Annotated in this window: 20 protein-coding genes; 7 read left to right on the top strand and 13 right to left on the bottom strand. The window is 64.9% G+C overall.

What is annotated here, in order from left to right:
* Window positions 1–121: 121 nt before the first annotated feature.
* From IM816_RS10790 to pilH, 6 genes are all read left to right on the top strand, one after another.
* Window positions 122–2,968 (top strand): 2-oxoglutarate dehydrogenase E1 component, encoded by a 2,847-nt coding sequence (locus IM816_RS10790; RefSeq protein ID WP_250338086.1) that lies wholly within the window; start codon window positions 122–124, stop codon window positions 2,966–2,968.
* 7 nt (window positions 2,969–2,975) lie between these two features.
* On the top strand, window positions 2,976–4,181 hold the full coding sequence (odhB, locus tag IM816_RS10795; protein ID WP_072321281.1) for a 2-oxoglutarate dehydrogenase complex dihydrolipoyllysine-residue succinyltransferase: 1,206 nt from the start codon (window positions 2,976–2,978) through the stop codon (window positions 4,179–4,181).
* A 111-nt stretch (window positions 4,182–4,292) separates the two neighbouring features.
* A complete protein-coding gene (lpdA, locus tag IM816_RS10800; protein ID WP_250338087.1) occupies window positions 4,293–5,720 on the top strand; it encodes a dihydrolipoyl dehydrogenase in 1,428 nt (475 codons plus the stop codon).
* Between the two features lie 162 nt (window positions 5,721–5,882).
* Complete coding sequence (locus IM816_RS10805) at window positions 5,883–6,491, top strand: LOG family protein (RefSeq protein WP_072321283.1); 609 nt, start codon at window positions 5,883–5,885, stop codon at window positions 6,489–6,491.
* 14 nt (window positions 6,492–6,505) lie between these two features.
* Complete coding sequence (locus IM816_RS10810; RefSeq protein ID WP_250338088.1) at window positions 6,506–7,498, top strand: acrylyl-CoA reductase family protein; 993 nt, start codon at window positions 6,506–6,508, stop codon at window positions 7,496–7,498.
* A 180-nt stretch (window positions 7,499–7,678) separates the two neighbouring features.
* On the top strand, window positions 7,679–8,044 hold the full coding sequence (gene pilH / locus IM816_RS10815) for a twitching motility response regulator PilH (RefSeq protein ID WP_072321285.1): 366 nt from the start codon (window positions 7,679–7,681) through the stop codon (window positions 8,042–8,044).
* A 74-nt stretch (window positions 8,045–8,118) separates the two neighbouring features.
* On the opposite strand, the gene IM816_RS10820 is transcribed toward pilH, so the two are convergent.
* Both IM816_RS10820 and IM816_RS10825 read right to left on the bottom strand, forming a co-directional pair.
* Window positions 8,119–9,030: a DnaJ C-terminal domain-containing protein gene (locus IM816_RS10820; protein ID WP_250338089.1), complete on the bottom strand. Its 912-nt coding sequence runs from the start codon at window positions 9,028–9,030 to the stop codon at window positions 8,119–8,121.
* An 89-nt stretch (window positions 9,031–9,119) separates the two neighbouring features.
* Complete coding sequence (locus tag IM816_RS10825) at window positions 9,120–9,566, bottom strand: Hsp20/alpha crystallin family protein (protein WP_250338090.1); 447 nt, start codon at window positions 9,564–9,566, stop codon at window positions 9,120–9,122.
* Between the two features lie 158 nt (window positions 9,567–9,724).
* Between IM816_RS10825 and IM816_RS10830 the strand changes: the two genes are divergently transcribed.
* Window positions 9,725–10,207, top strand: coding sequence for a peroxiredoxin (locus tag IM816_RS10830; RefSeq protein ID WP_250338091.1), 483 nt, complete (start codon window positions 9,725–9,727; stop codon window positions 10,205–10,207).
* A gap of 70 nt (window positions 10,208–10,277) precedes the next feature.
* On the opposite strand, the gene gyrA is transcribed toward IM816_RS10830, so the two are convergent.
* The 11 genes from gyrA to rbfA form a co-directional block, all read right to left on the bottom strand.
* On the bottom strand, window positions 10,278–12,914 hold the full coding sequence (gene gyrA, locus IM816_RS10835; RefSeq protein WP_250338092.1) for a DNA gyrase subunit A: 2,637 nt from the start codon (window positions 12,912–12,914) through the stop codon (window positions 10,278–10,280).
* A gap of 138 nt (window positions 12,915–13,052) precedes the next feature.
* Window positions 13,053–13,466, bottom strand: a complete 414-nt coding sequence (locus IM816_RS10840; protein WP_250338093.1) for a GtrA family protein — start codon at window positions 13,464–13,466, stop codon at window positions 13,053–13,055.
* Complete coding sequence (mtnA, locus tag IM816_RS10845; RefSeq protein WP_072321290.1) at window positions 13,463–14,476, bottom strand: S-methyl-5-thioribose-1-phosphate isomerase; 1,014 nt, start codon at window positions 14,474–14,476, stop codon at window positions 13,463–13,465. Before mtnA ends, IM816_RS10840 begins: the two co-directional genes overlap by 4 nt.
* Before the next feature lie 47 nt (window positions 14,477–14,523).
* Window positions 14,524–15,018 carry a DUF2165 family protein gene (locus tag IM816_RS10850; RefSeq protein WP_250338094.1) on the bottom strand — a complete coding sequence of 165 codons (495 nt, stop codon included), beginning with the start codon at window positions 15,016–15,018 and terminating at the stop codon, window positions 14,524–14,526.
* Complete coding sequence (locus tag IM816_RS10855; RefSeq protein WP_250338095.1) at window positions 15,015–16,082, bottom strand: class III poly(R)-hydroxyalkanoic acid synthase subunit PhaC; 1,068 nt, start codon at window positions 16,080–16,082, stop codon at window positions 15,015–15,017. Before IM816_RS10855 ends, IM816_RS10850 begins: the two co-directional genes overlap by 4 nt.
* Window positions 16,079–16,885, bottom strand: a complete 807-nt coding sequence (locus IM816_RS10860; RefSeq protein ID WP_250338096.1) for a poly(R)-hydroxyalkanoic acid synthase subunit PhaE — start codon at window positions 16,883–16,885, stop codon at window positions 16,079–16,081. Before IM816_RS10860 ends, IM816_RS10855 begins: the two co-directional genes overlap by 4 nt.
* 39 nt (window positions 16,886–16,924) lie before the next feature.
* Entirely contained in the window at window positions 16,925–19,294 is a 2,370-nt protein-coding gene (bglX, locus tag IM816_RS10865) for a beta-glucosidase BglX (RefSeq protein WP_250338097.1), read from the bottom strand.
* Window positions 19,295–20,022: 728 nt separating this feature from the next.
* Entirely contained in the window at window positions 20,023–22,128 is a 2,106-nt protein-coding gene (pnp, locus tag IM816_RS10870; RefSeq protein WP_250338098.1) for a polyribonucleotide nucleotidyltransferase, read from the bottom strand.
* A gap of 30 nt (window positions 22,129–22,158) precedes the next feature.
* On the bottom strand, window positions 22,159–22,428 hold the full coding sequence (gene rpsO, locus IM816_RS10875) for a 30S ribosomal protein S15 (RefSeq protein WP_072321295.1): 270 nt from the start codon (window positions 22,426–22,428) through the stop codon (window positions 22,159–22,161).
* Window positions 22,429–22,571: 143 nt separating this feature from the next.
* Complete coding sequence (truB, locus tag IM816_RS10880) at window positions 22,572–23,486, bottom strand: tRNA pseudouridine(55) synthase TruB (protein ID WP_250338099.1); 915 nt, start codon at window positions 23,484–23,486, stop codon at window positions 22,572–22,574.
* Between the two features lie 214 nt (window positions 23,487–23,700).
* The gene (rbfA, locus tag IM816_RS10885) at window positions 23,701–24,069 is read right to left on the bottom strand and encodes a 30S ribosome-binding factor RbfA (protein WP_250338100.1); all 369 of its coding nucleotides are present in this window, start codon (window positions 24,067–24,069) and stop codon (window positions 23,701–23,703) included.
* Window positions 24,070–24,145: the final 76 nt, after the last annotated feature.

Consider the following 24,145-nt stretch of genomic DNA (forward strand, 5'->3'; position numbering starts at 1 on the left):
GCGCGGCGCCGAATAGGTTGGCGCGGCGCAGCAGCACGAGGCTATAATTAACGGATTCTTTGCCGCGGGCGATCCCCACATGCCGAGCGGCGGCCCGTCCTTTTCGTGTGCCGGTGGTGACGTGAGCGCAAACCTGATCCGCGAGTTCTTCGAATCCTCCCAACTCGCCGGCGGCAACGCCGACTACGTGGAGCAAGTCTACGAAGCCTGGCTGGCCGACCCGAGCGCCGTTCCGGCGGAATGGGATGGCTATTTCAAGTCGCTGAAGGGCCGTGAGGCCGGCGACGTCCCCCACTCCGGCGCCATCGCCCGTATCGAGGCGGCGCAGAAACAGCGTCGTAGCGCAGCGGTCTCGGCCGGTCCGGTCGACAACGCCTACGCGCAGAAGCAGGCCGGTGTGCTCCGCCTGCTCACGGCCTATCGGTCGCGCGGTCACATCGCCGCCCAGCTCGATCCCCTCGGCCTGACCGTCCCCGACATCGACACTCCGGACCTCGGCCTCGCCTTCCACGGCCTGTCCGATGGCGACCTCGACACCGAGTTCGACGCCGGCAGCTTTGCCGGTGGCGGCCACCGCATGAAGCTCCGCGATCTGCTCGCCAAGCTGAAGCAGATCTACACCGGCACCGTGGGTGCCGAGTTCATGTACATCGCCGACCACGACCAGCGCGCATGGATCCACTCGCGCCTCGAACAGGCCGGCGGCTCGCCGGGCCTGCAGAAGCCCGAGAAGGTGCGCGTGCTCGAGGCGCTGACTGCCGCCGAGGGCCTGGAGCGCTACCTGCACACCAAGTACGTCGGCCAGAAGCGTTTCTCGCTCGAAGGCGGCGACAGCCTGATCCCGATGGTGGACGACGTGGTTCGCGCCGCGGGCGACAACGGGGTCAAGGAAATCGTGATCGGCATGGCCCATCGCGGGCGCCTCAACGTGCTGGTGAACATTCTCGGCAAGGCCCCGTCGCAGCTCTTCAACGAGTTCGAAGGCAAGTTCGAGCACGACGACAGCCCGATCCACTCCGGCGACGTGAAGTACCACATGGGCTTCTCGGCCGACGTCAAGACGCCGAACGGCGGCGTGCACGTGGCCCTGGCCTTCAACCCGTCGCACCTGGAAATCGTCAACCCCGTGGTGGCTGGCTCGGTGCATGCGCGCCAGTCGCGTCGCCGCGACACGGCGCGCGAGAAGTCCATCGCCATGCTCATCCACGGTGACGCCGCCTTCGCGGGCCAGGGCGTCAACATGGAACTGATGCAGATGTCGCAGGCGCGCGGCTTCGCCATCGGCGGCACGCTGCACCTGGTGGTGAACAACCAGGTCGGTTTCACCACCTCCAAGCGCGAGGACGCCCGCTCCACGCTGTACTGCACCGATCTCGCGAAGATGGTCAACGCGCCGGTGTTCCACGTGAACGGCGACGATCCGGAAGCGGTGATCCAGGTCACCCGCCTCGCTTACGAGTTCCGCAAGCGCTTCAAGAAGGACGTGGTGATCGACCTCGTCTGCTATCGCCGCCACGGTCACAACGAGGCCGACGAGCCGGCGGCCACGCAGCCGCTGATGTACCAGATCATTCGTAAGCGCCCCACTACGCGCGACCTGTATGCGCAGCGGCTGGTGAAGGAATCGACCATCGGCGCCGACGACGGCCAGAAGATGCTCGACGATTACCGCGCACGGCTGGAAAAGGGCGAGCCCCTGATCGCGATCGATCCCCAGCCGACCCGCGACATTCCGGTGGACTGGAGCCGCTTCCAGAAGAACAGCCTGTCCATGGAAGTCAGCACCGCCGTCTCGCGCGAGCAGATGGGCAAGGTGCTCGACGTCATCCTTGATGTCCCGTCCAACGTGACCCTGCATCCGCGCGTCGCCAAGATCTACGAAGACCGTCGCAAGATGGCTGCGGGCGAGTTGCCGGGCGACTGGGGCTTCGCCGAAAACCTCGCCTACGGCACGCTGATCGCCGAAGGCTACGACCTGCGCGTGGTGGGTCAGGACGCCGGTCGCGGCACCTTCTTCCATCGCCACGCCGTGCTGCACGACCAGAGCTCCGACGACACGTACATGCCGTTGTCCAAGGTTCGCGCTGACGCACGCGTCGAAGTCATCGACTCGCTGCTCTCCGAGGAAGCCGTGATGGCCTTCGAGTACGGCGAAGCCACCACGGCGCCCGACCAGCTCACCATCTGGGAAGGCCAGTTCGGCGACTTCGCCAACGGTGCGCAGGTCGTGATCGACCAGTTCATCAGCTCCGGCGAAGCCAAGTGGGACCGCCTCTGCGGCCTCGCGCTGTTCCTGCCCCACGGCTATGAAGGCCAGGGTCCGGAGCACTCCTCCGCCCGCCTTGAGCGCTTCCTGCAGCTCTGCGCGCTCGACAACATGCAGGTCTGCGTGCCCACCACCCCGGCGCAGGCGTTCCACATGATCCGCCGCCAGCAGGTGCGCCCGGTGCGCAAGCCGCTGATCGTGATGACGCCCAAGTCTCTGCTGCGCCACAAGCTCGCGGTGTCCTCGCTGGACGAACTGGCGAACGGCCGCTTCCAGCTGGTAATCGGCGAGCATCGCGATCTGCAGGCCAAGAAGGTCAAGCGCGTCGTGCTTTGCTCGGGCAAGGTCTACTACGACCTGCTGGAAGACGCCGAGAAGCGCCAGTTGACCGACGTCGCCATCGTCCGCGTCGAGCAGCTCTACCCGTTCCCGCGCCCGGAAGTCACGGCCGAACTGGAAAAGTACCCTTCCGCGAAGGAAGTGGTGTGGTGCCAGGAAGAACCGATGAACCAGGGCGCCTGGTTCCAGATCCGTCACCACCTGCAGGCCTGCGTGGGACCGAAGCACAGCCTGTCCTATGCAGGACGCGCTCGTTCGCCGGCCCCGGCCGCGGGTCACCTCAACACTCATGTCGCCGAACAGACGGCGCTCGTCGAACAGGCGCTCGTCGCGCCGGTCGGCACCGATCACGCAGCGGAGTAAGACAAGCATGTCCATCGAAGTCAAAGTCCCGGTCCTGCCCGAGTCGGTCTCCGACGCGCTCATCGCCACCTGGCACAAGAAGGCCGGTGATGCGGTCAAGCGCGACGAGAACCTGCTCGACCTCGAGACCGACAAGGTCGTCCTCGAAGTCCCGGCGCCGGTCGACGGCGTGCTGAAGGAAATCAAGTTCGAGGAAGGCGCCACCGTTACCAGCAACCAGGTCATTGCGGTGATCGAGGAAGGCGCTGCTGCCGCCGCTCCTGCGCCCGCCCCGGCCGCCGCCGAGGCGCCGAAGGCCGAGAAGACCGAAGCCGCCGCTGCGCCGAAGGGCGTCGACGAACTGTCGCCGGCCGGCCGCCGCGTCGCCGTGGAAGAAAACATCGATCCGTCCAAGGTCGCCGGCACCGGCCGCGACGGCCGCGTGACGAAGGAAGACCTGGTCAACGCCGGCAAGGGCGGCTCCGCGCCGGCCCCGGCCGCCGCCGCTCCGGCCGCGAAGCCGACCCCGGGCAGCCGTCCGGAAGAGCGCGTGCCGATGACCCGCATCCGCACCCGCATCGCCGAGCGCCTGATGCAGTCGAAGAACTCGATCGCCATGCTCACCTCGTTCAACGAGGTCAACCTCGCCGAGGTGGTGAAGCTGCGCAAGGCCCTGGGCGAGCAGTTCGAGAAGGCCAACGGCGTGAAGCTCGGCTTCATGAGCTTCTTCGTGAAGGCGGCGACGGAAGCCCTGAAGCGCTATCCGGTCATCAATGCCTCGGTCGATGGCAGCGACATCATCTATCACGGCTACCAGGACATCTCGATCGCCGTGTCCACTGACAAGGGCCTGGTCACGCCGGTACTGCGCGACGTGCAGGACATGTCGTTCGCGGACGTCGAGAAGGGCATCATCGGTTACGCCAAGAAGGCGCGTGACGGCAAGCTCGGCCTGGACGACCTCCAGGGCGGCACCTTCACCATCACCAACGGCGGCACCTTCGGTTCGCTGCTGTCCACCCCGATCGTGAACCCGCCGCAGAGCGCCATCCTCGGCATGCACACGATCAAGGAGCGCCCGGTCGTGGAGAACGGCCAGGTGGTGGCCGCGCCGATGATGTACATCGCGCTGTCGTACGACCACCGCATCATCGACGGCCGCGACGCCGTGCTGTTCCTGGTCGACATCAAGAACCAACTGGAAAACCCGCAGCGGATGCTGCTCGGCCTCTGATGGCCGGTTGAGCCGCAATGTGAAGGCGGGAGTCGAAAGACTCCCGTTTTCACGTTCGGACCCCCATATAGGGCGGTAACGACTACCGCAGTGACATCCGGAGCAAGAGCAATGAGCGACAAGTTCGACGTCATCGTCATCGGTGCGGGCCCGGCGGGCTATGTGGCCGCGATCCGCGCCGCGCAGTTGGGCCTGAAGACCGCCGTGGTCGACGCCTTCGTCGGCAAGGACGGCAAGGCCGCCCTCGGCGGTACCTGCCTCAACGTGGGTTGCATCCCCTCCAAGGCGCTGCTGGATTCCTCCAAGCAGTTCCACAACCTCACGCACAACTTCAAGGATCACGGCATCACCGCCGAGAATCCGAAGATCGACATCGGCACCTTCATTGGCCGCAAGGACAAGATCGTCAAGCAGTTCACCGGCGGCGTGACGATGCTGTTCAAGGCGAACAAGATCACGTCGTTCTTCGGCAAGGGCAAACTGCTGAAGGGCAACCAGGTCGAAGTCACCGGCAACGACGGCAGCGTGCAGACCATCTCGGCCACCAACGTCATCCTCGCCTCGGGCTCCGTGCCGATCGAGCTGCCGTTCGCGAAGTTCGACGGCAAGCACATCATCGACAACACCGGCGCGCTCGACCTCACCGAGGTCCCGAAGCGCCTTGGCGTGATCGGCGCCGGCGTGATCGGCCTGGAACTCGGCAGCGTGTGGAAGCGCCTCGGCGCCGACGTCACGGTGCTGGAAGCCTTGCCGAAGTTCCTGGCCGTTGCCGACCAGGACATCGCCAAGATGGCCGCCCGCGAGTTCGCCAAGCAGGGCCTGGACATCAAGGTCAACGCCAAGGTCACCTCGGCCGAGGTCAAGGGTGACGAAGTCCACGTCGGTTATACCGACAAGGACGGCAATGCCCAGTCGCTGATCGTGGACAAGCTGCTGGTGGCCGTGGGCCGTCGCGCTTACACCACCGGCCTGCTGGCCGACGACACGGGCGTGAAGCTCGACGAGCGCGGCCGCATCGTGGTGGACGAACACAACCACACCGGCGTCGATGGCGTCTGGGCTGTCGGCGACGCCGTGCGCGGCCCGATGCTCGCGCACAAGGGCTCCGAAGAAGGCGTGATGGTGGCCGAGCTGATCGCCGGTAAGCCGGGCCACGTCAACCTCGACACCGTGCCCTGGGTCATCTACACCGAGCCGGAAATCGCCTGGGTCGGCAAGACCGAGGAGCAGCTCAAGGAAGAAGGCGTGCCGTACAAGACCGGCGCCTTCCCGTTCGCCGCGAACGGCCGCGCCGTCGCCATGAACGAAGGCATCGGCCAGGTGAAGATGATCGCCCACGCCGAGACCGATCGCATCCTCGGCGTGCACATGGTCGGCCCGGTCGTGTCCGAGCTGATCCACGAATGCGTCGTGGCGATGGAGTTCAAGGGCTCGTCGGAAGACCTCGCCCGCATCGTGCACGCCCACCCGGCGCTGTCCGAAGTGGTACACGAAGCGGCCCTTGCGGTCGACAAGCGCGCCATCCACAAGGGCAACTGATCGCCCCGGTTGCCGATCGGACCTGTAGGAGCCGCTATAGCGGCGAGAAGCCAACGAAGCCATGAAGCGGTGAGTCGGGCTCCTCTCGCCGCCATGGCGGCTCCTACGGGTATCTGGCGACTCCCACAAGGGCACGCGGCACACCAGACGGGACACCGCATCATGCGTGAGATCCAATCCCTTTGCGTCTACTGCGGTTCGAGCAGCGGCGCACATCCGGAATACACCGAAGCGGCGTGGGCATTCGGCACGCGGCTGGCGCAGGAAGGCATCACCCTCGTCTACGGCGGCGGCAAGGTCGGGCTGATGGGTACGGTGGCCGATGCGGCGCTCGCTGCGGGCGGTCGCGTCGTCGGTGTCATTCCGCGCCAGCTCGTGGAGAAGGAAGTCGCGCATACAGGGCTGTCGGAACTGCAGGTCGTCGAGACCATGCACGAGCGTAAGACGCGCATGTACGAGATCTCGGATGCCTTCGTCGCCCTGCCCGGCGGCTTCGGCACGATGGACGAAATGTTCGAGATGCTGACCTGGGCTCAGCTCGGTCTGCACAGCTACCCGTGTGCCTTCCTCGACGTGCGTGGGTTCTATCGCAGCCTGGCTGCGAGCATGGACCACATGGTGAGCGAGGGCTTCGTCAAGCCGATCCAGCGCGACCAGGTATGGTTCGGCAGCGAGATCGATGCGCTGTTCACGTGGATGCGGCAGTACGAGTCCACCTATACGCCGAAGTGGATCACGTCCACCTCGATCGACAGCCAGGTCGAACGATAAACGGGGGCACCGCCATGACCGCCTTTCGCGCCTTCCGTATTCACCAGGACGATGCCGGCTACCATGCCGGTATCGAGACGATGTCCATCGACGCGCTCAGCCCCGGCGAGGTGCTGGTGCGCGCCGAATGGTCGTCCGTCAACTACAAGGACGCCCTCGCCGGCACGGGGAAGGGGAAGATCCTTCGCCAGTTCCCCTTGAACGGCGGCATCGACGTCGCGGGCACCGTGGTCGCCTCCACCGACCCGGCCTTCAAGGAAGGCGACAAGGTGCTCGCCACCGGCAGCGGGCTCTCCGAAACGCGCGACGGCGGGTACAGCGAATACGTCCGTCTTCCCGCCGCATGGACGGTGGCGCTTCCACCCACGCTTACCACGCGCGAGGCCATGATCATCGGCACCGCCGGCTTCACTGCCGCGCTGGCGCTGCTACGGATGACCGAGAACCGCCAAACACCGGCCCTGGGGCCCATCGCCATCACCGGTGCCACAGGCGGCGTCGGCATGCTCGGCATCGACATCTTCAGCGGTGCGGGCTATGAGGTGCATGCGATCAGCGGCAAGCCGGAGCGGTTCGACTTCCTGCGACGCATCGGTGCTGCGCAGTGCCTCGATCGCCACGAACTCGCCTTCAGTGGCAAGCCGATGGAATCCGCCCGCTACGGTGGCCTTCTCGACAATGTCGGCGGTGCGACGTTGGCCGGCTTCCTCCCGTCGATCGCCCCTTACGGCAATGCGGCCATCTGCGGCCTGGCCGGCAGCCCCGCGCTGTCCACGACGGTCATGCCCTTCATCATCCGCGGCGTGAGCGTGCTGGGCGTTGCGTCCGCTGGCACCGCCCGGGACGTGCGCGATGAAGTCTGGAAGCGACTTGCCGGCGCATGGAAACCACGCCACCTCGACGTTATCTGCACGCGAGAGATCGCACTCCATGAGGTAGCGAGCGTTTTCGAGACCATGCTGGCTGGCGGATCCTTCGGCCGCACCGTGGTCCGTATCGCCGGCTGACGCTTGCATTGAGACATGTCTGACGTGCCACCATTGATCCATGCGCGGTGCCCGGTAGAATGGCCCCTCGCCAAAGGCACCACGCGCGACGTATTTTCGTCACCGCGGATCCGAGACGCCTGCCGGGATGGCCGGCGTCATCAGCAAGAACACATCGGGCATCGGCCCGGGGGAAAGTGAATGGCTCGCATCCTGATCGTCGACGATTCGCCGTCGCAGCTTCTCGGTATCAAGCGCATCGTCGAGAAGCTGGGCCATGAGGCCATCACCGCCGAGGACGGCGCGCAAGGCGTCGAGGTGGCGAAGCGTGAGATTCCCGACCTCATCCTGATGGACGTGGTGATGCCCAACCTCAATGGTTTCCAGGCCACCCGCACCATCAGCAAGGAAGACACCACCAAGCACATCCCGATCATCCTGGTGACCACCAAGGACCAGGACACGGACAAGGTGTGGGGTCTGCGTCAGGGCGCGAAGGCTTATGTCGTGAAGCCGATCAAGGAAGAGGAACTGGTCGCCGCCTTGAAGGAACACCTGCCGGGCTGACCCGCCACGGCGCCTTGGGCGCTGCGAGCGTCAGGCCGGCGCCGCCGCGATACGGCAACGCCGGCCCCGGTAACTCAGCCCCGCCGCGGATCGAAATCCGCGAACGCATCCTTGAATTCCGCGTAGGCCGCCTGCTCCTCATGGGTTTCAGGCACGGGCACGCGGATTTCCAGCACCACGATCTGGTCGCCGGGTTCGGCCCCGGGCAACCCACGGCCCTTGAGGCGCAGCTTGCGCCCCGACTGCGAGCCGGCCGGGATACGCAGATCCACATGTCCACCGAGCGTCGGCACCGGCACCGTGGCGCCGAGCGCGGCTTCCCAGGGCGTGATGGGCAACACGTGCGTTACCGTTCGGCCGTCCAGGCGGAAGCGTGCGTCGTCGCGAATACCGATCTCCAGCAGCAGGTCGCCTGCCGGGCCACCACCGGCACCGGAGTGCCCCTGCCCGGCCAGGCGGATCGTCTGGCCCGAAGTGATCCCAGCGGGGATCTTGACCTCCAACACGCGCTCGCCGCCCGAGGAGTCGTTCAGCACCACACGTGTCTTGCCGCCGTTGTAGGCCGTCTGGATGTCGGTTTCGATCTTGGCCTGGATGTCGCGGCCGCGCCGCGCCTGCGGCTGCTGGCTTCTGCCACGACCGCCACCGAACAGGCTCTCGAAGAAGTCGCTGAAGTCGCCGCCGCCGCGGCCACCCATATCGCCGAAATCGAACCCGTTGCCTTGCTGGCCCCAGCCCGGCGGCGGGCGAAACTGCTCACCCTGGCGGTAACCGCCAGCGCGGAACTGGTCGTAGGCGCGACGCTTCTCGGGGTCCTTGAGTGCCTCATTCGCCTCGTTGACCGCCTTGAACTTCTCTTCCGCCCCCGGATCCTTGTTCTTGTCCGGGTGATACTTGCGGGCAAGCTTGCGATACGCCGCCTTGATCTCGGCGTCGGTCGCGTCGGGCTTGACCCCTAATGTCTCGTAATAATCCTTGAACTCCACAGGCTCTCCCGGGCTTGTGTCGAATACCCAAATGAAACGCCCGCGGTGGACACGTCCACCGCGGGCCAGACCTGCAAGCTTAGGCCGTTTTAGCCCGCAGCGTTAATGGTGATGCGACGTGGTGCGCTTTCTGCCTTCTTCGGGATGGCGATTTCCAGCACCCCATTGCCACCCGATGCGGTGATGCCGTCGGCATCGGCGCTTTCCGGCAGCGTAAAGCTCCGCTTGAACGCGCCCACCGAGCGCTCCACACGGCTGAACTTACCTTCCGCCTCGCTGGTGAACGTCTTCCGCTCGCCCTTGAGCGTCAGCACGTTCTTTTCCATCTGGATCTCGATGTCGGACAACTCGACGCCCGGCACGTCGGCAAGGATCAGGAAACGCCCTGCCTCTTCCCGAATGTCCACCCGCGGCGCCCATGCATTCGCGGCAGCCGGTGCCGGAATGTCATTGCCGAAGAAGTGTTCGAACACGTTGCGGACGTCGCCACCGAACACCGGCGCACGACGAAACGACACCTGACGAAGCTGGCTCATCTCTTTGACTCCCAAGAATTTTTCGGCCCCGTGGCCGTCTGGTATCCAAGATATGAGCGCCCTTGTCCGATTCAAGTGGTCGGGGCGTCAGGTTGCCTTGCCTTCAGCTCCACACCCTTCACGTACACTGGCGTTTTCCCCGCGAAAGAGGCAACGCCATGACCATCGCCATTGGCGAGCGCATACCGGACGGTTCGCTCAACCTGTTCAAGGACGGCATCCAGACCATTTCCAGTCTCGACGTGCTGGGTCAGGGCAAGGTGGTGCTGTTTGCCGTGCCGGGGGCCTTCACGCCAACCTGCTCGAACAAGCACCTGCCGGGCTTCATCCAGCACATGGAGGATTACCGCGAGCGCGGGGTCAAGGTCGCCTGCATGTCGGTGAACGATGCGTTCGTGATGCACGCCTGGGGCGAGGCACAAGGCGTGCCGCCCGATCTGCTGATGCTCGCCGATGGCAATGCCACCTTCGCCAAGGCGCTGGGCCTGGAACTCGATGGCACCAAGAACGGCATGGGCATCCGCGCGAAGCGCTTCGCGCTCTATGCGGAAGACGGCGTCGTGAAGGCGATCCACATCGAGGCCCCGGGCGAGTTCCGCGTCTCGTCAGCCGAGGCCATGCTGAAGGCTATCGACGAGTGAGACGCGCAGCGCGCTGAACTCAAAACGATAGGCACAAAAAAAACCCCGCGTTTGATCGCGGGGTTTTTCGTTACGCGTCGGCCGGGTCTTCGCTCTCGGGCCCGTCGACGGGGCCGCTTTCGATCGGCGGCAGGTCCGCTGCAACCTCGCCATCGAGCGTTTCGCCCTCCCCTTCGAGTTCTTCCTCGGCGGCAAGACGCACCACACCGATGAGCGTCTCTTCCTTGGGCAGCTTGATGAGCGTGACGCCCTGGGTGTTGCGGCTCAACTGCGACACTTCGGACACACGCGTACGCACCAGCGTACCCTGGTCGGAGATCAGCATAAGCTGCTGTTCTTCCGTGACCTGCGTGGCGGCGACGAGGTTGCCGTTGCGTTCCGAGCACTGGATGGCAATGACGCCCTGCGTGCCGCGTCCCTTCTTCGGGAACTCGTCGAGCGCCGTGCGCTTGCCGTAACCACGCGCCGTTGCGGTGAGGATGTCGCCCTCACCCGCGGCAACGATGAGCGATACCACTTCGGCATCCTTAGCAAGACGCATGCCGCGCACGCCCGTGGCGGTACGTCCCATCGAACGCACGCTGCCTTCGTCGAAGCGCACCGACTTACCGTTCGACGCGAAGAGCAGCACGTCGCTTTCACCATCGGTCATGGCGACGTCGACCAACGCATCGCCCTCGTCGAGGTTGATGGCGGCCTTGCCTCGCTGCAACTGGAACGCGAACTCGGTCAGCGGTGTTTTCTTGACCGTACCGCGGCGCGTCGCGAAGAACACGAAGCAGGTGGGATCGTAGTCACGCACGGGCAGCAAGGCCTGGACCTTTTCGCCCTCGCCCAACGGCAGCAGGTTCACGATGGGCTTGCCGCGAGCGCCCGGACCGGCTTCCGGCATCTGGTAGACCTTGAGCCAGTAGACGCGACCGGTGCTGGTGAAGGTGAGCAGCGTGTCGTGGGTGTTCACCACCCACAACTGCTGCACGACGTCTTCGTCCTTCAACGCGGACGCCGAGCGCCCCTTGCCGCCGCGACGCTGCGCGCGGTAAAGGCTGGCCGGCTGACGCTTGATGTAGCCGGTGTGCGACAGCGTGACCACCACGTCTTCCGGCGCGATCAGGTCGAGGACGTCGAGGTCTTCCTGCGAATGCTGGATCTCGGTGCGACGCGCATCGCCGTAGTCGGTGCGGATCTGCTCCAGCTCCTCGCGAATCACTTCGAGCAGACGCTCCGGGTTCTCGAGGATCTCGATGAGGCCGCGGATCGTGTCGAGGATCTCCCGGTATTCGTCGGAGAGTTTTTCCTGCTCCAGGCCGGTCAGGCGATGCAGGCGCATCTGCAGGATTTCGGTGGCCTGGGCTTCGGACAGCTGGTAGCCGTCTTCGCGCAGGCCATCACGCGGGTCCATGTCTTCCGGACGCGACGAGGCAGCACCGGTCGCCGCAAGCAGCGCCTTGACCAGACCCGGCTCCCAGCGCCGCGCGACCATGCGCTCGCGCGCCTCGGCCGACGAATTGGACGTACGGATCAGCTCGATCATCTCGTCGATGTTCGCGAGCGCTACCGTGAGGCCTTCGAGGATATGGGCGCGTTGGCGTGCCTTGCGCAGCTCGAAGATGGTGCGACGGGTGACCACCTCGCGGCGATGGCGGATGAATGCCTCGAGGATGTCCTTGAGGTTCAGCAGCTTCGGCTGGCCGTCGAGCAAGGCCACCATGTTGATGCCGAAGGTGACCTGCAACTGCGTCTGCTGGAACAGATTGTTCAACACCACGTCGGCCATGGCGTCGCGGCGGATCTCGATGACCACGCGCATGCCGTCCTTGTCGGACTCATCGCGCAGCTCGCTGATGCCTTCGAGCTTCTTTTCCTTGACCAGCTCAGCGATCTTCTCGATGAGACGCGCCTTGTTCACCTGGTACGGCAGCTCGTGGACGATGATCGTCTCGCGGCCGTTGGCTTCCGTTTCGATCTCCGCCCGTGCGCGTACGAGGATGCGACCGCGGCCCGTGCGATAGGCCTCCACGATGCCCGACGAACCGTTGATGATGCCGGCGGTGGGGAAATCGGGACCCGGGATATGGGTCATGAGTTCATCGATGCCGAGCGACGGCTCTTCGATGAGCGCGAGCGTGGCGTTGATGACCTCGGTCATGTTGTGCGGCGGAATGTTGGTCGCCATACCCACGGCGATGCCCGCCGAACCGTTGACGAGCAAGGTCGGCACGCGGGTCGGAAGCACCAGCGGTTCGTGCTCGCTTTCGTCGTAGTTCGGGCCGAAATCGACGGTTTCCTTATCGATGTCCGCCATCAATTCATGGGTGAGGCGCGCCATGCGCACCTCGGTGTAACGCATGGCGGCGGCATTGTCGCCGTCCACCGAACCGAAGTTGCCCTGGCCGTCCACCAGCATGTAGCGCAGCGAGAACGGCTGGGCCATGCGGACGATGGTGTCGTAGACCGACGCATCGCCATGCGGATGGTATTTACCGATCACGTCACCGACCACGCGGGCCGATTTCTTGTACGGCTTGTTCCAGGCGTTACCCAGTTCGTTCATCGCGAACAATACACGGCGATGCACCGGCTTGAGGCCGTCGCGGACATCGGGCAGCGCACGGCCGACGATGACGCTCATCGCGTAGTCGAGATAGCTCTGACGCATCTCGTCTTCGATGTTGACGCGGATGACTTCTTTGGCGAGTTCTGCCATCAATCGGCTTCCTGGATGTGCGTGAATGCCCCCGCCGGTCATTGCGTTTCGCATGCGCGAGACGCCCCCGGCTCAACCCGTCGATGGTAGCACAACAGGCGGGGAAAAGACAGCTAAAAGGATCGCAAATTCAATGAGTTAGACGGGTGTTTCCGACCTGCGGAAAAGCATCGTGCGGGCGAGCACGAAATTCGCGACGGCGCCTGCTGCCGAACCGGCAGCGACGGCCACGGCGGGCCACTCATGGAGCCCCGGAAACAGCTTCAAGGCGAGCACGTAGACCGTGTTGTTGATGACCGCGCCGAGGGCCATCAGCGCCATCCAGTGCAACCATTCCGCGTGGCGGCCACGGCCGGAATCCCGGTGCGCAAAGGTGTGCGTGCGGTTCCACCACCACGTGACGGTGGCGGCGCTCAGGAACGACACGATGCGAGCCGTGTAGACGTTCCAGCCGGCGAGCCCCACGAGGGCCTGCACGATACCCGCGTCGACGACGAGACCGAGCACGCCGCCGATCGCGAACAGCGCGACCTCGCGACGCAGTCGCGTCACGGGAACAGAATCCGCATCTGCTCCTCGTCGGGCTTAAGAATCACGCCGCGTTCGGTAACGATGGCGTCGATCAGCTCGGCGGGCGTCACGTCGAACACCGGATTCCACGCATCCGCGCCCTCGATCACGGTACGCGTGCCGGACATCGAAAGCAGTTCGGCGGCATCGCGCAGCTCGATCTCGATGTCCGCGCCGGTGGCCGTCGCCATGTCCACGGTCGTGGACGGTGCGACCACCATGAACTTCACCCCATGGTGGCGAGCCGCGATGGCGAGCTGGTACGTGCCGATCTTGTTGGCCGTGTCGCCATTGGCTGCGATGCGGTCGGCGCCCACGATGACCCACTTCACCTTGCCGTCTTTCATCAGGTGCGACGCGGCGGAATCGGCGATGAGGCGCGCGGGAATGCCATCGCGCACCAGCTCCCACATGGTGAGGCGCGCGCCCTGCTGCCAGGGTCGCGTCTCGCCGGCATAGACCTGTTCGATATGGCCGGATGCGACACCCGCGCGGATGACGCCCAACGCGGTGCCGTAGCCCGCGGTAGCGAGCGAGCCGGTATTGCAGTGCGTGAGCACGTGCGAACCGGGCTCGATCAACGCGGCGCCCAACTCACCCATATGCCTGTTGGCAGCAAGGTCTTCGTCCTGGATAGCCTGCGCCTCGCGCTCGAGCGCCTCGGCGTCGGCGCCCTCGAGCGAACGCAAATTCATGCGATCCAGCGCCCACATCAGGTTGACCGCCGTAGGACGCGCGGCACGCAGCGTCGACATCGCGGTCGGCAGATCGTCGCCCGCCTTGGCCGCCAGGACCACGCCCCACGCCGCCGCGATACCGATGGCCGGCGCGCCGCGCACGGCGAGGTCACGAATGGCCTGGGTGACGTCTTGGTAAGTGGTGCAATCGAACCAGGTCTCTTCCGCCGGCAAGCGGCGCTGGTCGAGAAGACGAAGGCGGTCGCCATGCCATTGCACGGCGCGGATGGAGTCGTGGGACGTGGTCGCGTTCATCGGGCGATTATCGCATGCCGGCCGCTGCCCGCGCCGGGATCGCGCGGTCAGACCAGCTCGGCATCCGGCTGGTTGACGAACACCAGCACGCCGAGCAACGCCATGTAGAAACGAAACGCAGCCTCTTGCCCATTCCAGACCTTCGACTGCCACATGGCGAACCATTCACCGCCGACCGCCATGAAGCCAAAGAACCACAGCACGAAACCCAGCGTGCATCCGGCCACTACCCAGCGTTTGGCCGCCTGGAAGGCCATCGCGCTTGCGTAGCGGGCACGCCAAAGCGAAGCCGCCCCCACGACCAGCAGCAGCCCGGTGGCGGCCTCAGCCGCGATGATGAGAGCGTACCCGGCATGCCACAGGACGGGACGGGTGATCGCACGGCCCATCAGGGCGTTGTCGGGGAACGTGGTGTCCATCGACAACACGTGGCGTACAAAGGCAAAGTTCGAGCCGTAGTCGACGAGGTTGCCGAAGGCCACCAGCAAGGCAAAGCCGGCCAGCGAAAGCGCCATGACGATCTTCGCCAGGCGTACGGTCATCGCTCGGCGAGCCACGCGTGTATAGCGGGAGGCACCAGCTTCTGCGCACGCCCGGACACGTAGATGCCGATGTGACCGCCCGGGAACGCAAGCGCCGTGTAGTCGCTGCTGCCGACGACGTCGCCCAGCGGCGTCGACGCCGCGGGTGGCACGAGATGATCCTGCTCGGCGTAGATGTTGAGCACGGGCTGGGTGACCGCCTTCAGATCCACGGCACGTTCGCCGATGCGTGCCTCGCCTTTGATCAGCAGATTCTTCTGGAAGAAATCGCGAGCGAATTCACGAAAGGCTTCGCCGGCCTGATCGGGCGAATCGAAGATCCACTTCTCCATGCGCAGGAAGTTCTCCACTTCCTTCGGGTTGTCGAGGATGTCCACCAATCCGACGTACTTTTGCTGGTTGAGGCGCAGCGGCTTCAAGGTGAGGTACGCGAAGTTCATGACGTCCGCGGGGACGTTGCCCACGGCATCGACGAACAGGTCGATGTCCACGTGGCGTGCCCAATGCGAAAGCATGTTGTCCGGCGTGTGGAAATCGACCGGCGTCACCATCGTCACCAGATTGCGCACTTTCTGCGGATGCAGCGCGGCGTAGCAAAGCGAGAACACGCCGCCCTGGCAGATGCCGAGCAGATTCAGCGCATCGACGGCGTGGCGCTGGCGCACCACGTCCACGCAGCGATCGAGGTAGCCATCGATATAGTCCTCCAGCGTCAGCCAGCGGTCCGCGCCATCGGGATAACCCCAATCGATCAGATAGACATCCTCGCCCTGTGCCAGAAGGTTGCGCACCATCGAGCGATCGTCCTGCAGGTCGATCATCCACGGCGTATTGACCAGCGCATAGCAGATCAGCAGCGGCGTCTTCGCGGTGGGCGGTTTCTCGCCCTTGAAGTGCCACAAGGTGAGCTTGTCTTCGCGGTAGACCGCTTCGCGTGGCGTGGTGCCCAGCTCGATCGGGCCCACGTGCTTGAGCGTCTCCATGCCCGCTTCGAGCTTGCGCCGGAACGCTTCGACTTCGGCTTGCGCGCGTTCGGGATCGATGAGAAACGGTGAACCGTTCATCGCGTCTTGCCCTTCTTCGGCTTCCCGCGGAGCGTGGCGACCTCGGCCTTCAATGCTTCTACTTCGGCGGCCAGACCCTGCATGCGTCGAAGCTCGCGGCGTGCCGTCTGCAGGCGCTCGGCGAGGCTGTCGAACTCGCGCCGCGTGGGCAGGCCCGCCTGCGTGGCGGCACGCTCCAGTTGCCGCTGCTGAAGCAGCTTGAGACGCATCTGCGCATTCACCAGTGCCGCATAGACGTCGCGGAACTCGTCCGATAGCGCCGCTTCCGCGTAGCTCTCCTCGGCGAGGTTCACCCAGCGATCGTAGAGCGAGCGCATCGACTCCGGATCGGCGGGCGGCGCCTGTTCGCGCAACGTGGCAGCCGCACGTTCGTGAACGCCCTGCAAGAGCGACTGATAACGCTGGTAGTGTTCGGTGTAGTCGATCCACGCGCGGAACAGTGCCTGCTGTTCTTCCTGCTGTTCTCGCGTGAGGCCGAAGGCCGGCATCGACAGCATGTCTTTCGCACCGCGCGCCCAATCGTCGAACGCGGCGTTAGCGCCCATACCCGATGCGCCCGGTGGCGGCGCATAACCGAACGGCGGCATGCCGCCAGGGAACGGGCCAGGCGGCGTCGCATCGCCCGTGGCGGAACGCAGCCAGTCGCCGAAGCCGCTGAGACCGGTAAAAAGCCGCCCCACGATGTCCGGCGATGGCGCGTCGGCCGGTTCGGCCTTCGGGTCGAACTGCTTCGCCCATGCCTCGACGCCCTGCCGCACGAAGGCCTGGTATTGCGCAATGAAATCGGTGGGTTCGTCTGCCATGGCGCTATGGTACGGCACCCAACGGACGGGCGCCCCTGGTCAGGGCGCGATGTCGAACGAGGCCTGTGCCGTTGCCCGGGAGCTGCCACCCACCCAGACGGTGTAGTGCGTGGGCTCGACGACCTCCTGGCTGCGCGCATTCCAGAATGCGATCTCGGGGAAGCCGAGGGTAAAGGTCACACGGCGCGACTCGCCAGGACGCAACGAGACCCGCTCGAAACCCTGCAGGCTGCGTACCGGTTGCTCCACGCTCGCGCCGAGGTTGCGCAGGTAAAGCTGCACGACCTCTGTTCCCGGACGTTGCCCGGTATTTGTCACCGTGGCGCTCACGCTCACGAGGTCCTTCGCGTCCGCGCGATTCGCCTCGGCTAGGGGAATCCTGCTGCGGGATACGCGCACGTCCGAATAGCCGAACGTGGTGTACGACAACCCGTGTCCGAAAGCGTAAAGCGCGTCGTTCGGCACGTCGATGTAGCGCGAGATGAACGCGGTATGGCGCGACGGCGGCTTGCTGAGGTCGGCATCGCCCGGCGGCCGGCCCGTTGGGAACTGGTTGTAGTAAAGCGGCTCCTGACCGACCGCGCGCGGAAAGCTCATGGGTAGCTTGCCGCTCGGCGCCACGTCGCCGAACAACACGTCCGCCACGGCGTTGCCCGCTTCGGTGCCGGGGAACCAGGTTTCCATGATCGATGCCACGTGCTGGTCGGCCCAGTCGAGCACGAGAGGACGGCCGGAGAACACCAGCAACACCACGGGCTTTCCGGTGGCAACCACTTGCGCAAGCAACTGCTGCTGGTTGCCAGGGAGATCGAGATACGCGCGCGAACCGGCCTCCCCGCTCATGCGCGAGGACTCACCCATGGCCATCACCACCACGTCGGCCTCGCTTGCCGCCTTGAGCGCTTCGGCGAAGCCCGCCGTCGAGTCCGTCTCCACCTCCGTGCCTTCCGCGTAAAGCAGCCTGCCGCCGCGCTCCCGCATGCGCTTCTCCAGGCCATGGCGCAGCGTCACTACGTCAGTGAATTGCTGTGCCCCGCCCCATGCACCCTGCATCTCGCCGGCAGCATCGGCCAAGGGGCCGATGAGTGCGAGTGTGCGCACGTGGGCGTCGAGCGGCAGCGCCGGTAGCGTCCCGTTGCCGCCATTCTTCAGCAACACGAATGACTCGGCGGCGGCACGACGAACCAGCGGCCGATTCGCTTCCACGGCCTTGGTCACCTCGTCACCGCTCGGATAGGGATGATCGAACAGCCCAAGGGCGAACTTCACGCGAAGCACGCGTCGCACGGCTTCGTCCACAGTCGCCATGGACAAGGCGCCTTCCTTCAGCAGCGTCGGAATCTGGGTGTCGTAGTAGTGGCTCATCATGTCCACTTCCACGCCCGCCTGCAGCGCCTTGCGCGTCGCCGTGGCGGCGCCCAGCGCCACGCCATGCTGGGTGAGCTCCATGACGGCGGTGAAGTCGCTCACCACGAAGCCGTTGAAGCCCCATTCCTTACGCAGGATGTCCGTCATCAGATACGCATTGGCCGTGGCAGGCACGCCGTTCAATGCATTGAAGGCGCTCATCATCGTGACGGCGCCCGCTTCGACCGCCGCGCGATACGGCGGCAGATACACCTGACGCAAGCGGATGTCCGACATGTCGGTCGTGTTGTATTCGCGGCCCGCCTCGGCGGCGCCATAGGCGGCAAAATGTTTTACCGATGCCGCCACGCTCTGTGGATCGGCCAGGTTCGTGCCCTGGTAACCATGCACATAGGCGCGTGCCATCGCCGAGCCGAGATAGGCATCCTCGCCCGCCCCTTCGGTGGAACGCCCCCAGCGCGCGTCGCGCGAGATATCGACCATCGGCGAGTAGAACCACTTCACGCCGGCTGTCGTGGCTTCCGCAGCAGACATGTGCGAAAGCGCCTCGACCAGCGGCGGATCCCAGGTCGCGGCAAGGCCGAGCGGCACGGGATAGATCGTGCGATAGCCGTGGATGATGTCGGCACCGAACAGCAAGGGAATGCCGAGCCGGCTGCGCAAGGCGGCCTCCTGAAAGCGCCGCGTCTTTGCCGCACCGGTCACGTTGAGCATCGATCCCAGTTCGCCCTTTCGCGCCAGATCCATCACGTCGACATGCGTGCGCGTCTCCGGATTGACCGCGACCGCGTCGGTATCGACGGCGTCGGCACCACCCGATGCACCGTATTGCACCAACTGGCCGATCTTCTCCGACAAGGTCATCCGCGCCAGCAGCGCATCGACCTTGCGTTCGATCTCGGGCGAGGCCAGTTGCGCGTTAGTCGTGGGAACGACCGTTGGACCGATTGGAGGCTCTGCACTGGCAGCCGACGCCAGCGACAAGGAAGCACCAAGAAAAAGCCTGCGCGAGAATGGGAGCGAACGGGACAGGAAGTTCATGCGCCATCCGAAACGTAAACGAACCCGAATGTAAACGCTTACGTGCGGTCCGGTAAACAGTCTGAGGCGTCGGCTATCGGACAGGCAATTTGGCTGTCAGGCTAAAAAGAACGCCAACAACAAGGCCGATAGAGGCACCGACGAGAATGGTCGGCGTAGAAGGCGGCGTCTCTAGGTTCTGATGCCAGAAACCGGCCCAAACGATCGAACCGATAGATGCAGCCCCGCCACAAACGGGTACCCACGTTAGCCATCCTTTCGAGCGGAGCCATAAAAAATAGGGCAGCCCGAGAACCACCATAGCGCCGTAACTCAGAGGCAACCCAAGGACCAGAATAAAAGGCGTCAAAACAAACAAACCACAGCACTCGACAGAACCCTGAACCGCTATGGATTCCCAAACGAGCGCCAGGATCAGCGACAAAGGCACGCCCCACGGGGCTAACAGTACGGCCTTCCCGAATCTGGATCGGTCTTCTGCCGTGGATGATGAATTGACGCACTTGTCTGTGACAACAATTCGCACGACGTCGCCTTAAAAACCAAGTGGAGGCACGATAGGCACTCCGTCCGGCGATGTCTTCGGAATAATTCTGAAAAAGTAAGCGGAAAGCCGACTCTGTTTACAGCAAGCGTGTCGAGCCTCGGCGGCGCATCCTCTCTGGAAACGCGCAAAAAAAACCCGGCATCTTGCGATGCCGGGTTTCTTCGTACGCTTCTGAGCTGGATCAGCCCGCGGCGTTTTCTTCTTCGGTAACGGCCTTCATCGACAGGCGGATGCGGCCCTGCTTGTCGACTTCGAGCACCTTGACCTTGACGATGTCGCCTTCCTTCAGCTTGTCCGAGACCTTCTCGACGCGCTCGCTGGAGATCTGCGAGACGTGCACGAGGCCGTCCTTGCCCGGCATGATCGTGACGAATGCGCCGAAGTCCATCAGCTTGGCGACCTTGCCCTCGTAGATGCGGCCCGGCTCGACGTCCGAAACGATCTGCTCGATGCGCTTGCGCGCGGCTTCGGCGGCTTCGCGGTTGACCGAGGCGATCACGACATTGCCGTCGTCGGTGATGTCGATGGTGGTGCCGGTTTCTTCGGTGATGGAACGGATGGTGGCGCCACCCTTGCCGATCACTTCGCGGATCTTGTCCGGATGGATCTTGATCGTAAGGAGGCGCGGCGCGAACTCGCTCATTTCCGAACGTGCCGTGCTCATGACCTTGGCCATCTCGCCGAGGATGTGCACGCGACCACGCTTGGCCTGGGCCAGTGCGGTGCGCATGATCTCTTCGGTGATGCCTTCGATCTTGATGTCCATCTGCAGCGCGGACACGCCATCGGCGGTACCGGCCACCTTGAAGTCCATGTCGCCGAGGTGGTCTTCGTCACCCAGGATGTCGGAGAGCACGACGAAGTCGTCGCCTTCCTTCACCAGGCCCATGGCGATACCGGCCACCGGCGCCTTGAGCGGCACACCGGCGTCCATCATGGCGAGCGACGAACCGCAGACCGAGGCCATCGACGACGAACCGTTCGACTCGGTGATTTCCGAGACGACGCGGACGACGTACGGGAATTCCTCGATCGTCGGCTTGACGGCCTGCACGCCGCGCTTGGCGAGACGGCCATGGCCGATTTCACGACGCTTCGGGCTGCCGACGCGGCCGGTCTCGCCCACCGAGAACGGAGGGAAGTTGTAGTGGAACAGGAACGTGTCCTTCCACTCGCCTTCCGGCGCATCGATGATCTGCGAGTCGCGCGTGGTGCCGAGCGTGGCGACGACCAGGGCCTGCGTCTCGCCGCGGGTGAACAGCGCCGAGCCGTGCGTGCGCGGCAGGACGCCGACGCGCACCGAGATCGGGCGGATGTCGTCGAGCTGACGGCCGTCGATACGGACCTTGGTCGACAGCACGCCGTCGCGCAGGGTGCGGTACTCGACTTCACCGAAGGCAGCGCCGATGTCGCCATCGGTCCAGCCATTGGCTTCTGCCTGCGCGGCAAGCGAGGCCTTGACCTCGGTCTTCAGCGCGGAGATGACATCGCGACGGGCGAGCTTGTCGCGGATCTGGAAGGCCTCGGCGAAACGCGTGCCGACGGCGGCCTTGACCGCGTCGTACAGCGCCGACTTGGCGGCCGGAGCTTCCCACTTGAACGACTTGGCGCCGGCTTCGGCGACGAAGGCGTTGATCGTGTCGATGGCGGCCTGCATCTGCTGGTGGCCGAAGACCACCGCGCCGAGCATGACGTCTTCGCTGAGCAGCTTGGCTTCCGATTCCACCATCAGCACAGCCTTGGCGGTACCGGCGACGACGAGGTCGAGGTCCGAGGTCTTGAGCTGCGTGGCGGTCGGGTTGAGGAGGTACTGGCCGTTGGCATAACCGACGCGGGCGGCACCGATCGGACCCTTGAAGGGCACGCCGGCGAGCGTCATGGCGGCCGAGGCACCGATCAGCGCCGGGATGTCGCCGTCCACTTCGGGATTCAGCGACACGACCTGCGCGATGACCTGGATCTCGTTGCGGAACTCTTCCGGGAAGAGCGGACGGAGCGGGCGATCGATGAGACGCGAGGTGAGCGTTTCCTTCTCGGTCGGGCGGCCTTCGCGCTTGAAGAAGCCACCCGGGATGCGACCCGCGGAGTAGAACTTCTCCATGTAGTCGACCGTGAGCGGGAAGAAGTCCTGGCCTTCGCGTGCCTTCGGCGCCGCGACGACCGTCACCAGGACGACGGTGCCGCCCATGCTGACCATGACCGCACCGGAGGCCTGCCGGGCGATTTCGCCCGTCTCCAGTGTGACTTCGTGACTACCGTACTGGAATGACTTGGTTACTTTCGCCACTTCGATCTCTCCTCGTCCTGTTCCGGTGGTTTAGCGGCGCAGGCCGAGGCGTTCGATCAGGGACTGGTAGCGAGCGAGATCGCTCTTCTTGAGGTAGGCCAGCAGCGACTTGCGCTTGTTGACCATCTGCAGCAGGCCGCGACGCGAGTGGTGGTCCTGCTTGTGGGCTGCGAAGTGCTCCTGCAGCGCGGTGATGTTGGCGGACAGCAGGGCGACCTGGACTTCGGTCGAGCCGGTGTCATTTTCCTTACGGCCGTAGTCTTTGATGATCTGGCTGGTCTGTTCGACGGTGAGCGACATGTGTATCGATTCCTTAAAAGCGGATGCGAGACTTGCGCAACCTCAACGGGCTCCGATGAAGTTGCGCAAGCCTCGCTTTTGAATGAAAGCTGTTAAACGAGCACGTAATTGTAACGTCCTGCACGTAGCGTCAACAAGCCCGCTCAGACGGACGGCAGGTTCAGGCCCCTGAGCACCCTCAGCACCCCTGCCCCGTCCACGTCGCCGAGGGCCATGAGACGGCCATCGGCGCCCCAGACGCCGCAGCGGCCTGGCGTTGCACCTTCCCCCAGCGGCACCGGCTGGCCGAAGCCCAGTACCCGCGTGCCCTCGGGGTCGAGATCGACCCGGGGCACGTGCGCCAGACCGGCCGCGACGGGCAGCAGGCACGCGTCCAGCGGGTCGGGGCCCGCCTCCGCAGCCGCCCTCAGCTGATCGAGGGTGATCATGGCGGGCGCCATGAACGGCTCGACCCAGAGCCGGCGCAGTGCCGTGAGGTGGGCGCCGCAGCCCAGGTTGGCGCCCAGGTCCACGGCCAGGCTACGCACGTAGGTACCCGAGCCGCACTCGACGTGAAGACGGATCGTGTCGGTCGTGCGCTCGAGCACATCGAGTCGATAGACCTCGACCTCACGCGACGGCACGTCCACCGTCTCGCCGCGGCGCGCCTTCACATAGAGCGGCACGCCGTCCTGCTTGATCGCCGAATAGGCTGGAGGCACCTGCACGATCCGCCCGCGCAGGGGCGCCAGGGCAGCCTCGATGGCAGCGGTATCGAGCGCCGGCACAGGGCGCGTCTCGACCACCTCGCCTTCGAGATCGGCCGTGGTGGTCGTGGCACCGAGGCGGACTTCGGCCTCGTAGGCCTTGCGCGAACCGAGCAACCAGCCAGCCAGCTTGGTCGCCTCGCCGAAGCACAGCGGCAACAGGCCGGTGGCCAGCGGATCGAGGCTGCCCGTGTGACCACCCTTGGCAGCGCCCACGAGACGACGCGCCGTCTGCAGGGCCTGGTTGGAACTCAGGCCCAGCGGCTTATCGAGGAGGAGGATGCCGTGGATGTCGCGGAAGGATCGACGCATAGATGAGGGAACATGTGGGAGCCGCCATGGCGGCGAGATGCCTACGGAGCGAAGGTAGGAGCCACCCTGGTGGCGAAAAGCCAACGAAGCGGTGTAGCCGTGAGGTGAATCCATCGCCAGCAGGCTGGCCCCCACCAGGGCCCCTCGCCGCCATGGCGGCTCCTACAACGAAGCGGGCTCCTGCAGGCGCGACGGCGACCGCAGGGGAAGTGCGTTACTGCGCTTCGTCGGCCGGCGGGACAGGGTTCTCGCGCAGAAGGCGTTCGATGCGCTCGCCCTGGTCTACCGACTCGTCGTACTTGAACTTGAGCTCGGGCACGCGGCGCAGGCGCATCGAGCGCGACAGCGCCCGGCGGAACTCCGGCGCCAGTTCCTTGAGTGCCTTGAGCGCTTCCACGGCCTGTTCCGGCATCAGCGCGGTGACCCACACCGTGGCCCAGTCCAGATCCTTGGTGGTTTCCACGTCGGACACGCTGACCGAGGGAAGCGCGTGGTCGCGCACAGCGGCATGCACGAGCAAGCCGATCTCGCGGCGAAGCTCAGCAGATACGCGGTCGGTGCGTTTGAAGTCGCGTGAGGGCATGGGGAGAACTCCAAATGGCGTGAATGGCGAACCGTGAACCGTAAGCCGCCGTCGTCGCCTGGACGACGGCGGCTCT

This window comes from Luteibacter flocculans (genome assembly GCF_023612255.1).
Lineage (GTDB): Bacteria > Pseudomonadota > Gammaproteobacteria > Xanthomonadales > Rhodanobacteraceae > Luteibacter > Luteibacter flocculans.

Excerpts from the sequence above, each read along its gene's own strand:
- odhB (WP_072321281.1), top strand. The coding sequence starts at position 2,976 with ATGTCCATCGAAGTCAAAGTCCCGGTCCTGCCCGAGTCGGTCTCCGAC.
- lpdA (WP_250338087.1), top strand. The coding sequence starts at position 4,293 with ATGAGCGACAAGTTCGACGTCATCGTCATCGGTGCGGGCCCGGCGGGC.
- IM816_RS10805 (WP_072321283.1), top strand. The coding sequence starts at position 5,883 with ATGCGTGAGATCCAATCCCTTTGCGTCTACTGCGGTTCGAGCAGCGGC.
- IM816_RS10810 (WP_250338088.1), top strand. The coding sequence starts at position 6,506 with ATGACCGCCTTTCGCGCCTTCCGTATTCACCAGGACGATGCCGGCTAC.
- pilH (WP_072321285.1), top strand. The coding sequence starts at position 7,679 with ATGGCTCGCATCCTGATCGTCGACGATTCGCCGTCGCAGCTTCTCGGT.
- IM816_RS10825 (WP_250338090.1), bottom strand. The coding sequence starts at position 9,566 with ATGAGCCAGCTTCGTCAGGTGTCGTTTCGTCGTGCGCCGGTGTTCGGT.
- IM816_RS10830 (WP_250338091.1), top strand. The coding sequence starts at position 9,725 with ATGACCATCGCCATTGGCGAGCGCATACCGGACGGTTCGCTCAACCTG.
- gyrA (WP_250338092.1), bottom strand. The coding sequence starts at position 12,914 with ATGGCAGAACTCGCCAAAGAAGTCATCCGCGTCAACATCGAAGACGAG.
- mtnA (WP_072321290.1), bottom strand. The coding sequence starts at position 14,476 with ATGAACGCGACCACGTCCCACGACTCCATCCGCGCCGTGCAATGGCAT.
- IM816_RS10850 (WP_250338094.1), bottom strand. The coding sequence starts at position 15,018 with ATGACCGTACGCCTGGCGAAGATCGTCATGGCGCTTTCGCTGGCCGGC.
- IM816_RS10855 (WP_250338095.1), bottom strand. The coding sequence starts at position 16,082 with ATGAACGGTTCACCGTTTCTCATCGATCCCGAACGCGCGCAAGCCGAA.
- IM816_RS10860 (WP_250338096.1), bottom strand. The coding sequence starts at position 16,885 with ATGGCAGACGAACCCACCGATTTCATTGCGCAATACCAGGCCTTCGTG.
- bglX (WP_250338097.1), bottom strand. The coding sequence starts at position 19,294 with ATGAACTTCCTGTCCCGTTCGCTCCCATTCTCGCGCAGGCTTTTTCTT.
- rpsO (WP_072321295.1), bottom strand. The coding sequence starts at position 22,428 with ATGTCGCTCACCGTCGAACAGACCAGCCAGATCATCAAAGACTACGGC.
- truB (WP_250338099.1), bottom strand. The coding sequence starts at position 23,486 with ATGCGTCGATCCTTCCGCGACATCCACGGCATCCTCCTCCTCGATAAG.
- rbfA (WP_250338100.1), bottom strand. The coding sequence starts at position 24,069 with ATGCCCTCACGCGACTTCAAACGCACCGACCGCGTATCTGCTGAGCTT.